The following is a 14,849-nucleotide window of genomic DNA, read 5'->3' as shown; positions in this document are numbered from 1 at the left end:
GCCGGTCCGCGCGGATCTCGCCTAGGGGAGGGTAACGACCGTCGCGGCGTACACGAGACCCGCCCCGAACCCGATGACGAGCGCGGTGTCCCCGCTCTTCGCCGCCCCTGTCGCCAGGAGCCGCTCCATGGCCAGCGGAATGGAGGCCGCGGACGTGTTGCCCGTGGTCTCCACGTCACGGGCGACCGTGACGGTCTCCGGCAGCTTCAGCGTCTTGACCATCGAGTCGATGATCCGCATGTTGGCCTGGTGCGGGATGAAGACGTCCAGGTCCTCCGGGCTGACACCGGCGTCGTCCAGCGCCTGCTGGGCGACCTTCGCCATCTCGAAGACGGCCCAGCGGAACACCGCCTGGCCCTCCTGGGTGAGAGCGGGGAAGCGTACCTCGGTCTCCTCGCGGTAGGCGTCCCAGGCGATGGTCTGCTTGATGGTGTCGGCCTTGTCACCCTCCGAACCCCACACGGTGGGGCCGATGGCCGGCTCCTTCGAGGGGCCGACGACGACGGCGCCCGCACCGTCACCGAACAGGAAGGCCGTGGAACGGTCCTCCAGATCGGTCAGGTCCGAGAGCCGCTCGACACCGATGACCAGCACGTATTCGGCGCTGCCGTCGGTGACCATGCCCTTGGCGAGGGTCAGGCCGTAGCCGAAGCCGGCACAGCCCGCGGAAATGTCGAACGCGGCGGGCTTGCCCGCGCCGATCTTGTGCGCGATCTCGGTCGCGATCGCCGGGGTCTGCTTGAAGTGCGACACCGTCGAGACGATCACGCCGCCGATCTGCTCGGGGTCGATCCCGGCATTGGCGATGGCCTTGCCCGCGGCCTCCACGGACATCGCGGCCACGGTCTCCTCCGGGCCCGCCCAGTGCCGCGTGGCGATACCGGAGCGCGAGCGGATCCACTCGTCGGAGGAGTCGATGTGCTTGAGGATCTCCTCGTTCGGCACCACCCGGACGGGGCGGTAGCCGCCGACGCCGAGGATGCGCGCGTACGGAGTGCCCTTCGCGGGCTTGATCTTCGCGGTCATACTCTCGGGCTCCTTATTCGGCCGGGGTCTCGGCGGCGGCGGTGTGCTCGGCGATCAGCGCACGGGCGGCGTCGAGGTCGTCCGGGGTCTTGAGAGCGAGAGTCTTCACACCGGGCAGGGCGCGCTTGGCGAGGCCCACGAGGGTGCCACCGGGGGCGACCTCGATCAGCGCCGTGACGCCCAGCTCCTTGAAGGTGTCCATGCACAGGTCCCAGCGGACCGGGTTGGCCACCTGGCCCACGAGCCGGGAGACGACCTCCTGGCCGGTGGCCACCGTCCCGCCGTCCCTGTTGGAGACGTAGACCGTGTGCGGATCGGTGACGGTCAGCTCCGCGACCGCCGATTCCAGTGCGGTGACGGCCGGGGCCATGTGCGGCGTGTGGAACGCGCCGGCCACCTTCAGCGGGACGACCCGCCGGGTGCCCTCGGGCTTGTCCTCCGCCAGCGCCGCCAGCTGCGCCAGGGTGCCGGCGGCCACGATCTGGCCCGCGCCGTTGACGTTCGCGGGGATCAGGCCGAGCTTCTCCAGATGCGGCAGGACCACCTCGGGCTCACCGCCCAGCAGGGCGGACATGCCGGTCTCGGCGGCCGTCGCCGCCTCGGCCATGGCCAGGCCGCGGCGTCGTACCAGGGTCATAGCGGCCTGCTCCGAGAGCACACCGGTGAGCGCCGCGGCGGCCAGCTCGCCGACGCTGTGCCCGGCGGCGGCACCGACCAGGCGCGCGAAGTCCCCGGGCGTGGGGAACAGCTGACCCGCGGAGACCAGGGCCGAGGCGACCAGCAGCGGCTGGGCCACCGCGGTGTCACGGATCTCGTCCGCGTCGGCGTCCGTGCCGTAGTGGACCAGGTCCAGGTCGATGGCAGCCGACCACTCCCGGAGGCGGTCTTCAACACCGGGGAGGTCGAGCCAGGGGGTCAGGAAGCCGGGCGTCTGAGCGCCCTGGCCGGGAGCGACGAGTACGAGCACCCTCACACTCTCTCTCGTGGACGGCATCGCCCACCCGTGGGGACAGGGACGAAGAACCGTCAGGGGAATTGTTGACGTCTGACAAAAGACTAAGACTGCGACTCCGCGTCGGCCAGACGCCCCAGGATCAACGCGACCCGCAGGGTAAAGGCGGAGCGTACATCGGAGGGTGACCATCCGGTGACGTCCGTCACACGTCGGAGGCGGTATCGCACGGTGTTTGGGTGGACGAACAGCATCCGCGCCGCACCCTCAAGGCTACTGGCTTGTTCCAGGTACACGCTCAGCGTCTCCAGCAGCGCGGAGCCCGCTTCCTCCAACGGTCTGTAGATCTCCTCCACCAGTTGCTCACGGGCGGTCACGTCACCGGCCATGGCCCGCTCCGGCAGGAGGTCGTCGGCCAGCACCGGACGGGGCGCATCCGGCCACGCCGCGCACGCCTTGAGTCCGGCGGCCGCGGCCTGCGCGGACCGCGTCGCGGCCAGCAGGTCGGAGACCACCGGGCCGGCCACCACCGGCCCCGCCGCGAACGGGCCGATCAAGGACTTCGCCGTCTGCAGCGGATTGTCCGAGCCACCGGCGATCACCACCAGCCGGTCCCCGAGCACCCCGGTCAGCACCTGCAGCTTCGCGTGCCGGGAGGCCCGGCGGATGGCCTCGACCGTCAGCTCGCTGTCCCCGTTGGGGGCGGTGCCCAGCACCACGCAGACGTGCGCGGGCGAATTCCAGCCCAACGCGGCGGCGCGGGACAGCACCCCCTCGTCGGCCTCGCCCGACAGCACGGCGTTGACCACCAGCGACTCCAGCCGGGCGTCCCACGCGCCGCGTGCCTCGGCGGCCTGCGCGTACACCTGGGCCGTGGCGAAGGCGATCTCGCGGGCGTAGACCAGCAGCGCCTCGCGCAGCACCGACTCGTCGCCCGGCGCCGCCACCTCGTCGATGGCCGACTCCATGACCTCGATGGTCGTGCGGACCATCTCCACGGTCTGGCGCAGCGTGATCGCCCGGGTCAGCTCCCGGGGGGCCGTCCCGAAGACGTCGGTGCTGATCGCCTGCGGGGTCTCCGGGTGCCGGAACCACTCGGTGAAGGCCGCGATACCGGCCTGGGCGACCAGGCCGATCCAGGAGCGGTTCTCCGGGGGCATGGCCCGGTACCACGGCAGCTGGGCATCCATACGGGCGATGGCGGCGGCGGCCAGGGTGCCGGAGGACTTCTCCAGGCGGCGAAGGGTGGCGCTGTGCGGATGCGGGATGTTAGCGGCGGGTTCAGGCACGGGACAAGCCTGCCTTATTCGGGTGCGGGGCGGGGCGGCCGGGCTACCGTAGCCCGATGACGCGACGGCGACCGATCATCCAACGGGCGGGAGAACGCTTCCACGGCGGGGACCTACCGGCCGGTATCGAAACCTGGCACGCCTTCTCCTTCGCCGGCTTCTACGACCCGGACAACGTGCGCTTCGGGCCGCTCTCCGCCTGCAACGAGGAGCACCTGGCACCGGGCGCCGGCTTCGCGGAGCACCCGCACCGGGACACCGAGATCGTGACCTGGGTGATCGAGGGCGAACTCACCCACGAGGACTCCGCCGGACACGTCTCGGTCGTCGGCCCCGGCGACGTCCAGCGGCTCAGCGCGGGCGCGGGCGTACGGCACGTGGAGCGCAACGCGGGGCCCGCTCCGCTGCGGTTCCTGCAGATGTGGCTCACCCCCTCCGAGTACGGCGGGGATCCCTCGTACGAGGTGGTGCGCGCCCTCGCCGACGGCACGCCGTACGCCCTGACCCGGGCGGACGCGAGCCTGCGCGTGTGGCGGCTCGACCGGGGCGCCACCGTGACCCTGCCGGCCGCCCCGTGGCTGTACGCGCACGTGGTGCGCGGTGCCGTCCGGCTGGCGGACGTGCCGGACGTGCCGGGCGGGGAACTGCGGGCGGGTGACGCGGTGCGCCTCCCGGACGCTTCGGGGCCGCTCGCCGAGGCGGTGGAGTCCGCCGAGCTGCTGGTGTGGGAGATGCGCGCCGAGCCGCGCTTCGGGTGACCCCGGCGGGCGTCAGGCCCCGCGCAGCTCGGCGAGGACCGCGTCGGTGAGCGGCGGCCAGGCCTCGATCGCCCAGTCGCCGAAGGGGCGGTCCGCGAGCGCCACGCACGCGGCCCCCGCGTCCGGGTCCACCCACAGGAACGTGCCCGACTGGCCGAAGTGACCGTAGGTCCGGGGCGAGGACGAAGTGCCCGTCCAGTGCGGGGACTTGCCGTCGCGGATCTCGAAGCCCAGGCCCCAGTCGTTCGGCCGCTGGTGCCCGAAGCCCGGCAGCACCCCGGGCAGTCCGGGGAAGACCACCGACGTGGCCTCGTCCACGGTCTGCCGGGACAGCAGCCGCGGCGCCTGGAGTTCGGCGGCGAAGCGCGCGATGTCGGCCACCGTCGAGACGCCGTCCTTGGCCGGGGAACCGGGCAGGTCCGTGGCCGACATCCCGAGCGGCTCCAGCACCGCCTGGCGCAGATACTCGGCGAAGGGGATGTCCGTGGCCTTGGCCAGGTGGTCGCCGAGCGCCTCGAAACCGGCGTTGGAGTACAGCCGGCGGGTCCCCGGCGCGGCCATCGTCCGCTGTTCGTCGAAGGCCAGCCCGGAGGTGTGCGCCAGCAGATGACGGACCGTGGAACCGGCGGGGCCGGCCGGTTCGTCCAGCTCGACCGCGCCTTCCTCGACCGCCACCAGCACCGCGTACGCGGCCAGCGGCTTGGTCACGGACGCCAGCGCGAAGGGGCGGTCGGTCGGCCCGAACGACCCCGCCCAGCTGCCGTCGGCACGGACCACGGCGGTCGCGGCATGCTCCACCGGCCAGTTCTCGATCTTGCGCAGGCTTTCCATGACGTCGAGCCTAGGGCCTGCCCGGCCGATCTTCGGCCTCGGGTGGCCGGACGGGCCGGGCCCGAACTTGGAAGCGGACCAAGATTGCCTCAAGTCTCCGCTTGCCTGGAGTGCACTCCAACTCTCTAGCGTTGATCCCGTCGCAAGGGCACAGGCCGTGCAGCCATGCGGAGGGGTACTGATGGGGACTGCGATGACCGTGACCGACGAAGCGCCGGCACCGGTGCGGGCGTGCGGCGAGCTGGAGCGCCAGCGGCACCGGCGCCCGGAGGGGCGGGACCGCTTCACGATCAGCGAAGTGGCCGACTACACCGGGCTGTCCGCGCACACCCTGCGCTGGTACGAGCGGATCGGGCTGATGCCGCTGGTGGACCGCTCGCACACCGGGCAGCGCCGCTACGGCCCCCGGGACCTGGACTGGCTGGACCTGGTGGGCAAGCTGCGGCTGACCGGAATGCCGGTGGCCGACATGGTCCGCTACGCGGAACTGGTGCGCCAGGGCGAGGAGACCCTGGCCGAGCGCGAACGGCTGCTGAGCGCGCACCGCGAGGACGTGCGGCGGCGCATCAACGAGCTGCGGAGCACGCTCGACGTCCTCGACTACAAGATCGATATCTATGCCGACGCCCGTCGCCGGGCGTCCGAAGGAGCCTCACGCACATGAGCAAGGAAAAGATCGACACCGTAGCGCTCGGCACCGGCGGCCCGCTGGTCGGTGTGCAGGGGCTCGGTTGCATGGGCATGTCGGCCGTTTACGGGCCGACCGACGAGAACGAGGCACGGGCGACGCTGGAGCGCGCCCTGGAGCTGGGCGTCACGCTGTTCGACACCGCCGACGTCTACGGGTACGGGCGCAACGAGCAGTTCATAGCGCCGTTCGTCCGGGCCAACCGGGACCGCGTCACGCTGGCCACGAAGTTCGCCATCGAACGCCGCGAGGACGACCCGTCGTTCCAGGCGATCCGCAACGACCGCGCCTACATCCGCGCGTCCGTCGAAGGCAGCCTCAGCCGGCTGGGCGTCGACCACATCGACCTCTACTACATGCACCGCCGTGATGTGAACGTGCCCATGGAGGAGAGCGTCGGCGCGATGGCCGAGCTGGTGGCGGAGGGCAAGGTCCGCCACCTCGGCCTCAGCGAGGTCTCCCCGGGCGAACTCCGCGCGGCGCACGCCGTGCACCCGATCGCGGCCGTGCAGTCGGAGTGGTCGCTGTTCAGCCGCGATGTGGAAGGGACCGAAGGGGGCGCGGGCGGCGTCGTCGACGCGGCCAAGGAGCTGGGCATCGCCTTCGTCCCGTACTCGCCGCTCGGCCGCGGCTTCCTGACCGGCTCGTTCGTGAGCGCCGACAAGGAGCTGGCCGACAACGACTGGCGGCGCACGCAGCCCCGTTTCACGGGCGACAACGCCACGGCGAACGCGGCGCTGCTGGAACCCGTACGGAAGATCGCCGAGGCGCGCGGAATCTCCCTGGCGCAGGTGGCCCTGGCCTGGGTACAGCAGCGCGCGGACGTCCACGGCCTGGCCGTGATCCCGATCCCGGGCACGCACAAGCGCACCCGCGTCGAGGAGAACCTCGCGGCGACCCGCATCACGCTGGACGCGGCGGAGCTGGCCCTGCTGGAGCCCATCGCTGGCCGCGTCACCGGCAATCGCTACCCGGACATGAGGTTCACGGCGGTGGGGCGGGCTTAGCCCAAACCCAGCCCGTCCGGCGATTGAGGACTACCGCCGCGTAGCGGTGGTGCCGACGGACTCCGGCGGTTCTTCGGCTAACGGCCGGTGGTGCCGCCTGCGGCGGCGAGCGCCCTGCGGGCGCGTCCTCAAACGCCGGACGGGCTTGATGTGGCGGGGCTATGTCAGCCGGGTTCAGCCACCGCAGCCCGTCCGGCGTTTGAGGACAAGGCACAGCAGCCCCGTCCAACGACCGCCGTCGGAGACTACCGGTCGCCCGGGGCGACCAGCCCCGACTCGTAGGCGTGGATGACCGCTTGGGCCCGGTCGCGCAGGCCGAGTTTGGACAGGACGCGGCCGACGTGGGTCTTCACGGTCTGTTCGGCCAGGACCAGCGTGTTCGCGATCTCCTGGTTGGACAGGCCGCGGGCGATGAGGCCGAGGACCTCCGTCTCACGGGGCGTCAGGCCGTTCAGCCGCAGGGCCGGGTTCCTGCGTGGCGCGGGGCGCTGCTTGGCGAAGTCCGCGATGAGGCGGCGGGTGACGGAGGGGGCCAGCAGGGCCTCGCCGGCGGCGACGACGCGGACGGCCGAGATCAGATCGGCGGGCGGGGCGTCCTTGAGGAGGAAGCCGGACGCGCCCGCGCGCAGCGCCTCGTAGACGTAGTCGTCGACGTCGAACGTGGTGAGCATCAGCACCTTCGGACGATGCGTCACCCCCGTCGGCGGGTCGAGGAGCCGTCGTGCGGCCTCCAGGCCGTCCATCTCCGGCATGCGGACGTCCATGAGCACCACGTCCGGGTGCGTGCGGCGGCTCACCTCCACGCCCTGCCGCCCGTCCGGCGCGTCGCCGACGACGTCGATGTCGGGCTGGGCGGCGAGCAGGGCGGCGAAGCCCGCCCGCACCATGGCCTGGTCGTCGACGATGATCACCTTGATGGTCATGCGGTGCGGAGTCCCTCTTCTGTTCTCGTGGTGAACGGGAGCCGGGCGGCGACCCGGAAGCCGCCGTCCGGCAGCGGGCCGGTGTCGAGGCTGCCCCCGACCAGGCGGACGCGTTCGCGCATGCCGACCAGGCCGTGGCCCGTGCCGCCCGTCTCCACGGGTGGCGCGTCCGCGTCCGGGGCGGTGGCGTTGACGACCAGGACCATCAGGCCCGTACGGTCCGGGTCGACGCGCACCGACACCCGCGTCGCGGCCCCCGGGGCGTGCCGGACGACATTGGCCAGGGCCTCCTGGGTGATGCGGTAGGCGGACAGGTCCACGGCCTGCGGCAGCCCGGCGGGCAGCGGGTCCGGCATCGACAACTCCACCGGCAGCCCGGCCCGTACGGTCGCCTCGACCAGCTGCGGGATCCGTGCCACACCCGGCTGCGGCGCCCGCTCCACACCACCACCGTCCCCGCCGGAGGCGTCCTCGCTGCGCAGCACGCCCAGCAGCCGGCGCATCTCGGTCAGCGACTCGCGGGCCGTCGCGGCGATCGAGGCGAACTCCGCACCGGCCTCCGGCGGCAGACCGGTGAGACGGTAGGGGGCGCTGTCCGCCTGCACGGTGATCACCGACATGTGGTGCGCGACGACGTCGTGCAGCTCGCGGGCGATACGGGTGCGTTCCTCCAGGAGGGTACGGCGGGCCCGTTCGGCCTCGCTGATGGTCTCCTGTTCGGCCAGCGCCCGCCGGGCGTCGCCCCGTTCGCGCAGCGCACCGCCCACCACGAGCAGCACGCCACCGAGGACGACCAGCGACACCCAGGTGCCGCCGTCGCGTTCGGGGGAGACGCCCCGGAAGACGACGCTCGCGGCGAGGAGCAGCAGCCAGACCGTCACGAGCGTACGGCGCCGCTCGCGCAGACCGACGGCGAACATCAGCAGCAGCATGCCGATGATCGCCATCGGCGGCCACGGCCAGGGCCGGCCCTCCTGCGCCGGTACGCCCAGCAACGCCATCGCGGCCGCCACGTCGGCGACGAAGGCGATCACCCAGGCCGGCAGCGGCCGGCGGACCGCCATCAGCAGGGGCAGGGTCTGCGTCACGGCGAGCGCGAAGGCGAGATCGGTGGGCAGCCCGTAGTCGTTCGAGAGCACCATGCCGGTGACCGGCAGCAGGATCGCGACGAACACGATGGCGACGCCGTACGGCAGCCGCCGCACCCATCGGCGCCGGGAACGGCCGAACAGGGGGGCGGGCGGGGAGGACACGGGTGATGAGGACATGGCCCGTTCAGCCTAGGCCGTGTCCGGCGGATCCTCGGCTGCCGACCGTCTTCGCCGCCCGCAGGGCGCCACGGGCCGCGGCGCCCGTCCACATGATCCGCCGGAAGGGCCCGGGGCGGCGACGGGCCGGGCGCGGTCACAGCTCGGCCAGCAACTCCGCTTTCTTCGCGCTGAACTCGTCGTCGGTCAGCAGCCCCGCCTCGTGCAGGGCGCCTAGGTGGCGGATGCGGTCGGCGATGCCGCCCGGGTCCGGGCGGCCGGCGAGGGAGCGGCGCGGGGCGGGCACGCCGGCGCCCCGGCCGGACCGGGCCCGCACGGCCTCGTGGACCGCCGCCGCGAAGGGCAGCGATTCGTGGACGAGGCCGTAGCCCATGCCGAAGACGACGGCCGCCGGATCCTGGTCGGTGTCACCCGGCCGGCTGTCCTCGGTGCCGTGCGGCACGAGCCGCAGATGCCCGCCGAGGACCTCCGGGGAACGCCACTCCACGCCCGCCAACTCCTCGACGGGGAACCGCTGGTCGCCGGCCTTCCACTTGGCGGAGGAGGCACCGGTCCAGAACCAGCGGAAGGACACGGCCCGGCCGTCGAAGGACGCCTTGCCGTCATAGGCCTTGAAGGACAGCGGGGGTGCGGGGGCGGCGACCAGATGCCGCTCGGCGGGCTCGGCGGCACGCGGGCCGAGCCTGGCCCGTATCTCGTCGGCGAAGTACTCCGCGAGCAGCTCGCGCTCGGCGGGGAGCACCAGCCGGTACGGATCGCAGCCCTCCTTGAGCTGCCCGTCCGCCACGTCGATCAGCGGATCCGCGCCCGGTCTGGGCACAGCGCGCAGGACCACCGTGCCGCGCTTCCCCGAGGCCGCCTCGACGGCCGCGAGCGCCTCGTAGGGGACACGTCGCGCACCGAGCGCCTGGAGCAGCTTCGGCGTGCGGATCCCCCGTTCGAAGCGGATGAGCACGGAGTCGGTGTCGAACTCCCAGGCGGCATGGAAACCGGCCAGCACATCACCCATGCGCTTCATCGTATGCGGCGGCCGCCCGCCCGTCCCCCCTCCCGGCGCTACGCGCGTCAAACCGGTGGCGCGCACGGCCCGGGCCCGGCCGGAACCGGCCGGTTCCGGTTCAGCCGACGGAGCAGTCGGCGTCGTCCTTCGCGCAGGTGACGGAGGTGACGGCACCGACCCCGACCGCCGCGAAGTTGGCGAGGCTGACGGTGCCGGGCTCGAAGTAACCGGCGTGCCCCTTCGCGTCGCGGGCCGACAGCAGCCGGGCCCCGAAGGCCGCGGAGACCGGGTCGGCGCCGTGGCCGAGGCCCCCGACGGCCAGGTGCGGAACGTCCTGAATCCAGTCGTCCGCATCGCGCATCGCCCAGATCCGGGCGCTGGTGCGCAGCTCGGAGACCCGCTCGGCCCGCATGCCGGGGCTGCCGGCCACCGCGACGTCCGTGACCCGGGCGGGCAGCTCACGGGCGGCGACGCCGCAGACGACCGAGCCGTAGCTGTGGCAGAACAGCGCGACCGGCGAGGTGCCGGGCAGTGCCCGCACCAGCGCCCGCAGCCGCAGCGCCCCCTCGGCGGCGAGCTTGCCCGTCGCCGCGTCCATGCCGACGCCGTTGGGCGAGGTGTAGTCGGCCCAGGCGATGACGGCGGTCCTGGTGTCCGGCGCCGCCTTCCGCTCGGCCGCGTAGAGCGAGCGGCCCATGCCCACGGACGCGGTGTGCGCGCGCTGGGTCTTCTCGAACGTCAGCACGTTGGTGTCGACGCCGGGCACCACGACCGAGACCCGCTCGGCCCGGTCGAGGTCGCCGAAGACCTCCGCGACCCGGCCGGAGCCGCTGGGGTCGAAGGCGAGGATCTGCCGGTCGTCGGCCATCAGCGAGGCGAAGCGGTGCATGCGGCGCCCGGCCTCGTGGCGGCCGGAAGGGGTGAGCCCGCTCGCGTGCGTGCGGCGCTCCTCCACGGTGCGGGCCTGCGCGAGGGCGATCCGGTTGGCGCGGTAGCGCAGCCCGGCCGGGGCACCGTCGAGGTTGCCGACGACCAGGGGATAGTGCTTGGCGAGCCGGTCCCGCTGGCCGCCGGTGAGGGCGCCCAGGAAGCGGGCCACGGCGGCGGGCCCCGCCTGGGGGGCGGGCAGCGGACGGCCGCCTATGGAGTCGTGCAGCCAGGCGCTCAGCGAGGCCGCTCTCGGGTCGGAGTTCCCCTGGTGTCCTCTGACCGCCGTCCAGCCGGTCGTGGCGAGCATGACGAACACCACGGCCAGGGCGAGCAGCGCGCGCATCGCCGTGGTCGAGTTCGTCCAGGGCAGGGAGGAGGGAGAGCCGAGCTCCGGGAAAGAAGTCACCGCGAGACACCCTAGGAGAAACCTGTGGCCATCCGGGAAACCGGTGAGCTATCTCACGTTTGGCGAGGGGTAATTGGGCACAGTCGTACCCACCCCGCTCAGGTACGCCAATTTTCCGCCAACAGGGGTCCGATCCGGTCGAGATGTCCGCTCGTGAGCCGGTGTTCCCGACCCCCTCCGAGGCCCGCACCGGTGACCGGCATCACGTCTTTCCCCGGCCCGCACGTCTTCCCCTATCAGGGCCCCGCGCGCCGCGCGCCCTTGGCAGCGGTGATCACCGATGAGCAGGATCGGCGTACGCCCATTCCGAATCATCCGAATCAGGGGAGTTCCATATGCGGACGATCCGTACCGCGGCCCTCGCCGTGAGCCTCGCCGCCCTGGCGGGGACCCTGGCCACCGCCGGCGCACAGGCCGCGCCCCAGCCGTCGCCGTCCCGCACGGCCCGCGTCGCGACCGGCGACTGCGCCGCCGGGCAGCTGTGCCTGTGGCAGAAGCCCCGCTTCCGCGGCGGCCGGACCACGAGCGAACTCGCGGACATCGACATCGAGAGCTGCGTGACCTTACCCCCCGGCGCGAGCGCGGCGTCCCTCGCCAACCGCACGGGGCGCCCCGTCACCACGTACCAGAGCGCCATCTGCGGGGAGACGGGCGAGTTCGACACGTATCCCTCCGGGAGCTGGGTGCCGGAGTCGCCCTACCAGGTGCGGGCCTACAAGGTCTGGGAGAGCTGACCCCCGAGGGAGCGGGTGCCACAACGGCCCGTGCCCCCGACCAGCATCGCTGGTCGGGGGCACGGGCCGTGACTCTCGGCTCCCGCCGTCGCGCGAGCGACTACGCGTCGCCGCCCGCGGCGCCCGGGTCGGCCGCCGTGACGTCGAGGAGCTGGTAGCGGTCGATCGCCTGCTTCAGCGCGGAGCGGTCGACCTTGCCCTCCTTGGCCAGCTCGGTGAGCACGCTGAGGACGATCGACTGCGCGTCGATGTGGAAGAAGCGACGGGCCGCGCCACGCGTGTCCGCGAAGCCGAAGCCGTCCGCGCCCAGCGAGGTGTAGGTGCCCGGCACCCAGCGCGAGATCTGGTCCGGAACGGCCCGCATCCAGTCGGACACGGCCACCGTCGGGCCCTCGGCGCCCTGGAGCTTGCTCGTCACGTACGGGACGCGCAGTTCCTCCTCCGGGTGCAGGAGGTTGTGCTCCTCCACCTCGATGGCGTCCTTGCGCAGCTCGTTCCAGGAGGTCGCCGACCAGACGTCCGCCTTGACGTTCCACTCCTCGGCCAGGATGCGCTGGGCCTCGATCGCCCACGGCACCGCGACACCGGAGGCGAGGATCTGCGCCGGGATGGCACCCTGCTCGCCCGTCTTGAAGCGGTAGAGGCCCTTGAGGATGCCCTCGACGTCCACGTCCGCCGGCTCGGCCGGGTGCTGGATCGGCTCGTTGTAGACGGTCAGGTAGTAGAAGACGTCCTCGGCGTTCTCGCCGTACATCCGGCGCAGACCGTCCTTGACGATGTGCGCCATCTCGAAGCCGAACGCCGGGTCGTACGAGACGACGGCCGGGTTGGTGGACGCCAGCAGCTGCGAGTGGCCGTCCGCGTGCTGCAGACCCTCACCGGTCAGCGTCGTACGACCGGCGGTCGCGCCCAGCACGAAGCCGCGCGAGAGCTGGTCCGCCATCTGCCAGAACTGGTCACCGGTGCGCTGGAAACCGAACATGGAGTAGAAGACGTAGACCGGGATGAGCGGCTCGCCGTGCGTCGCGTAGGCCGAGCCCGCCGCGATCAGGGAGGCCGTGCAGCCCGCCTCGGAGATGCCGTCGTGCAGCATCTGACCGGTCGGCGACTCCTTGTAGGCCAGGAGCAGCTCACGGTCGACGGCCTCGTACTGCTGACCCAGCGGGTTGTAGATCTTCGCCGACGGGAAGAACGCGTCCATGCCGAAGGTGCGGTACTCGTCGGGGGCGATCAGCACGAAGCGCTTGCCGATCTCCTTGTCCCGCATGAGGTCCTTCAGGATGCGGACGAAGGCCATGGTGGTGGCGATCGACTGCTGTCCCGAACCCTTCTTCGCGGTCGCGTAGGCCTTGTCGTCCGGCAGGGGCAGCGGCTTCGCGCGCACGACGCGGGTCGGCACATAGCCGCCCAGCGCATTGCGGCGGTCGTGCATGTACTGGATCTCCTCCGAGTCGCGACCCGGGTGGTAGTACGGCGGCAGGCCGGACTCCAGCTCCTTGTCGGCGATCGGGATGTGGAGACGGTCCCGGAAGCGCTTGAGGTCGTCGACCGTCAGCTTCTTCATCTGGTGGGTCGCGTTGCGGCCCTCGAAGTTCGGACCGAGGGTCCAGCCCTTGACCGTCTGCGCGAGGATCACGGTCGGCTGGCCCTTGTGCGCCTTGGCCGCCGCGTACGCCGCGTAGATCTTCTTGTGGTCGTGACCGCCACGGCCCAGGTGCAGGATCTGGTCGTCGCTCATGCCCTCGACCATCTTCCGCAGACGCTGGTCGTCGCCGAAGAAGTGCTCACGGATGTACGCACCGGTCTCGGTGGCGTACGTCTGGAACTGGCCGTCCGGGGTGCTGTTGAGCTTGTTCACCAGGATGCCGTCGCGGTCCTGCGCGAGCAGCGGGTCCCAGGAGCGGTCCCAGACCAGCTTGATGACGTTCCAGCCGGCGCCGCGGAACTGCGACTCCAGCTCCTGCATGATCTTGCCGTTGCCGCGGACCGGGCCGTCGAGGCGCTGCAGGTTGCAGTTGACGACGAAGGTCAGGTTGTCCAGACCCTCACGGGCGGCGATCGAGAGCTGGCCGAGCGACTCCGGCTCGTCCATCTCGCCGTCGCCCAGATACGCCCACACGTGGGACTTGGAGGTGTCGGCGATGCCGCGCGCCTCCATGTAACGGTTCATGCGCGCCTGGTAGATCGCGCCGAGGGGGCCGAGGCCCATCGAGACGGTCGGGAACTCCCAGAAGTCCGGCATGAGCCGCGGGTGCGGGTAGCTGGACAGACCGTAGGGGGCCTTGGACTTCTCCTGGCGGAACGCGTCGAGCTGCTGCTCGGACAGTCGGTCCAGCAGGAAGGCGCGGGCGTAGACGCCGGGGGAGGCGTGGCCCTGGAAGAAGATCTGGTCGCCGCCGTCGCCCTCGTCCTTGCCACGGAAGAAGTGGTTGAAGCCGACGTCGTACAGCGACGCGGAGGAGGCGAACGTGGCGATGTGACCGCCGACGCCGATGCCCGGGCGCTGGGCGCGCGAGACCATCACGGCCGCGTTCCACCGGGTCGCGTTGAGGATCTTGCGCTCGATCTCCTCGTTACCGGGGAAGAACGGCTCGTCCTTGGTGGCGATGGTGTTGACGTAGTCCGTGCTGCGCATCTCGGGCACGGCCACACGCTTCTCACGCGCGCGCTCGATCAGGCGAAGCATGAGGTAGCGGGCACGTTCCCGGCCTCGCTCATCGACGGCTGCGTCGAGCGAGTCGAGCCATTCCTGGGTCTCTTCGGGATCGAAGTCCGGGACCTGGCTGGGAAGGCCGCCAATGATGATCGGGTTGCGATCGGATCCGGGAGCCACGCTGTTCCTTCGCTGTTCGGGTCGTTGTGCCCTGCACGCAAACGCTGCTGCGCACGCGGTCACATACGGTCTTTGCTTATGTCGCGCCGTCCCATCGTGGACCGCGGCGGCGCAAACGTCATCTCTACCGATCGGTAACCACCGCTCGTGAGATGAGGCGCCGAAGGCCGGCCGACGCGCGGCAGCCAAATCGCAACCATACGC

The 14,849-nt window shown here is 71.7% G+C and carries 13 protein-coding genes; 4 read left to right on the top strand and 9 right to left on the bottom strand.

All coding sequences use genetic code 11. The features are described 5' to 3' along the window. Nucleotides 1-21 precede the first annotated feature (21 nt). From ACZ6MA_RS02735 to ACZ6MA_RS02725, 3 genes are all read right to left on the bottom strand, one after another. Nucleotides 22-1,026 (bottom strand): beta-ketoacyl-ACP synthase 3, encoded by a 1,005-nt coding sequence (locus tag ACZ6MA_RS02735; RefSeq protein ID WP_469430484.1) that lies wholly within the window; start codon nucleotides 1,024-1,026, stop codon nucleotides 22-24. Nucleotides 1,027-1,039: 13 nt separating this feature from the next. Continuing rightward, nucleotides 1,040-1,993: an ACP S-malonyltransferase gene (locus tag ACZ6MA_RS02730; protein ID WP_469430483.1), complete on the bottom strand. Its 954-nt coding sequence runs from the start codon at nucleotides 1,991-1,993 to the stop codon at nucleotides 1,040-1,042. Between the two features lie 89 nt (nucleotides 1,994-2,082). Next, nucleotides 2,083-3,267: a PucR family transcriptional regulator gene (locus tag ACZ6MA_RS02725; protein ID WP_469430481.1), complete on the bottom strand. Its 1,185-nt coding sequence runs from the start codon at nucleotides 3,265-3,267 to the stop codon at nucleotides 2,083-2,085. A gap of 56 nt (nucleotides 3,268-3,323) precedes the next feature. Between ACZ6MA_RS02725 and ACZ6MA_RS02720 the strand changes: the two genes are divergently transcribed. Further along, on the top strand, nucleotides 3,324-4,025 hold the full coding sequence (locus ACZ6MA_RS02720) for a pirin family protein (RefSeq protein ID WP_469430480.1): 702 nt from the start codon (nucleotides 3,324-3,326) through the stop codon (nucleotides 4,023-4,025). A gap of 12 nt (nucleotides 4,026-4,037) precedes the next feature. Here ACZ6MA_RS02720 and ACZ6MA_RS02715 read toward each other — a convergent pair whose 3' ends face one another. Further along, entirely contained in the window at nucleotides 4,038-4,856 is an 819-nt protein-coding gene (locus ACZ6MA_RS02715) for a serine hydrolase domain-containing protein (protein ID WP_469430478.1), read from the bottom strand. A 193-nt stretch (nucleotides 4,857-5,049) separates the two neighbouring features. Between ACZ6MA_RS02715 and ACZ6MA_RS02710 the strand changes: the two genes are divergently transcribed. Continuing rightward, nucleotides 5,050-5,520 (top strand): MerR family transcriptional regulator, encoded by a 471-nt coding sequence (locus ACZ6MA_RS02710; RefSeq protein ID WP_469431173.1) that lies wholly within the window; start codon nucleotides 5,050-5,052, stop codon nucleotides 5,518-5,520. After that, nucleotides 5,517-6,551, top strand: coding sequence for an aldo/keto reductase (locus ACZ6MA_RS02705; RefSeq protein WP_469430477.1), 1,035 nt, complete (start codon nucleotides 5,517-5,519; stop codon nucleotides 6,549-6,551). The genes ACZ6MA_RS02710 and ACZ6MA_RS02705 overlap by 4 nt, the downstream gene beginning before the upstream one ends. A gap of 245 nt (nucleotides 6,552-6,796) precedes the next feature. On the opposite strand, the gene ACZ6MA_RS02700 is transcribed toward ACZ6MA_RS02705, so the two are convergent. From ACZ6MA_RS02700 to ACZ6MA_RS02685, 4 genes are all read right to left on the bottom strand, one after another. Next, on the bottom strand, nucleotides 6,797-7,474 hold the full coding sequence (locus tag ACZ6MA_RS02700) for a response regulator (RefSeq protein ID WP_469430475.1): 678 nt from the start codon (nucleotides 7,472-7,474) through the stop codon (nucleotides 6,797-6,799). Next, entirely contained in the window at nucleotides 7,471-8,742 is a 1,272-nt protein-coding gene (locus tag ACZ6MA_RS02695) for a sensor histidine kinase (RefSeq protein ID WP_469430474.1), read from the bottom strand. Before ACZ6MA_RS02695 ends, ACZ6MA_RS02700 begins: the two co-directional genes overlap by 4 nt. Nucleotides 8,743-8,878: 136 nt before the next feature. Beyond that, on the bottom strand, nucleotides 8,879-9,751 hold the full coding sequence (locus ACZ6MA_RS02690; RefSeq protein WP_469430471.1) for a DUF4429 domain-containing protein: 873 nt from the start codon (nucleotides 9,749-9,751) through the stop codon (nucleotides 8,879-8,881). A 109-nt stretch (nucleotides 9,752-9,860) separates the two neighbouring features. After that, the gene (locus ACZ6MA_RS02685) at nucleotides 9,861-11,078 is read right to left on the bottom strand and encodes an alpha/beta hydrolase (RefSeq protein ID WP_469430469.1); all 1,218 of its coding nucleotides are present in this window, start codon (nucleotides 11,076-11,078) and stop codon (nucleotides 9,861-9,863) included. 335 nt (nucleotides 11,079-11,413) lie between these two features. Here ACZ6MA_RS02685 and ACZ6MA_RS02680 point away from each other — a divergent pair, with 335 nt between their 5' ends. Continuing rightward, nucleotides 11,414-11,812, top strand: coding sequence for a peptidase inhibitor family I36 protein (locus ACZ6MA_RS02680; protein WP_469430467.1), 399 nt, complete (start codon nucleotides 11,414-11,416; stop codon nucleotides 11,810-11,812). 100 nt (nucleotides 11,813-11,912) lie between these two features. Here the strand turns inward: ACZ6MA_RS02680 and aceE are convergent, their stop codons facing one another. Then, nucleotides 11,913-14,645: a pyruvate dehydrogenase (acetyl-transferring), homodimeric type gene (gene aceE, locus ACZ6MA_RS02675; protein WP_469430466.1), complete on the bottom strand. Its 2,733-nt coding sequence runs from the start codon at nucleotides 14,643-14,645 to the stop codon at nucleotides 11,913-11,915. Nucleotides 14,646-14,849: the final 204 nt, after the last annotated feature.

The sequence above is a fragment of the Streptomyces sp. NPDC042259 genome, assembly GCF_055582085.1.
The sequence above is the reverse complement of the archived record's forward strand: the minus strand, read 5'-3'. Positions and strand labels throughout refer to the sequence as shown.

Bases quoted from the DNA above. Each gene is read 5' to 3' on its own strand.
- ACZ6MA_RS02735 (WP_469430484.1), bottom strand. From the start codon at position 1,026: ATGACCGCGAAGATCAAGCCCGCGAAGGGCACTCCGTACGCGCGCATC.
- ACZ6MA_RS02720 (WP_469430480.1), top strand. From the start codon at position 3,324: ATGACGCGACGGCGACCGATCATCCAACGGGCGGGAGAACGCTTCCAC.
- ACZ6MA_RS02715 (WP_469430478.1), bottom strand. From the start codon at position 4,856: ATGGAAAGCCTGCGCAAGATCGAGAACTGGCCGGTGGAGCATGCCGCG.
- ACZ6MA_RS02710 (WP_469431173.1), top strand. From the start codon at position 5,050: ATGACCGTGACCGACGAAGCGCCGGCACCGGTGCGGGCGTGCGGCGAG.
- ACZ6MA_RS02705 (WP_469430477.1), top strand. From the start codon at position 5,517: ATGAGCAAGGAAAAGATCGACACCGTAGCGCTCGGCACCGGCGGCCCG.
- ACZ6MA_RS02700 (WP_469430475.1), bottom strand. From the start codon at position 7,474: ATGACCATCAAGGTGATCATCGTCGACGACCAGGCCATGGTGCGGGCG.
- ACZ6MA_RS02695 (WP_469430474.1), bottom strand. From the start codon at position 8,742: ATGTCCTCATCACCCGTGTCCTCCCCGCCCGCCCCCCTGTTCGGCCGT.
- ACZ6MA_RS02690 (WP_469430471.1), bottom strand. From the start codon at position 9,751: ATGGGTGATGTGCTGGCCGGTTTCCATGCCGCCTGGGAGTTCGACACC.
- ACZ6MA_RS02680 (WP_469430467.1), top strand. From the start codon at position 11,414: ATGCGGACGATCCGTACCGCGGCCCTCGCCGTGAGCCTCGCCGCCCTG.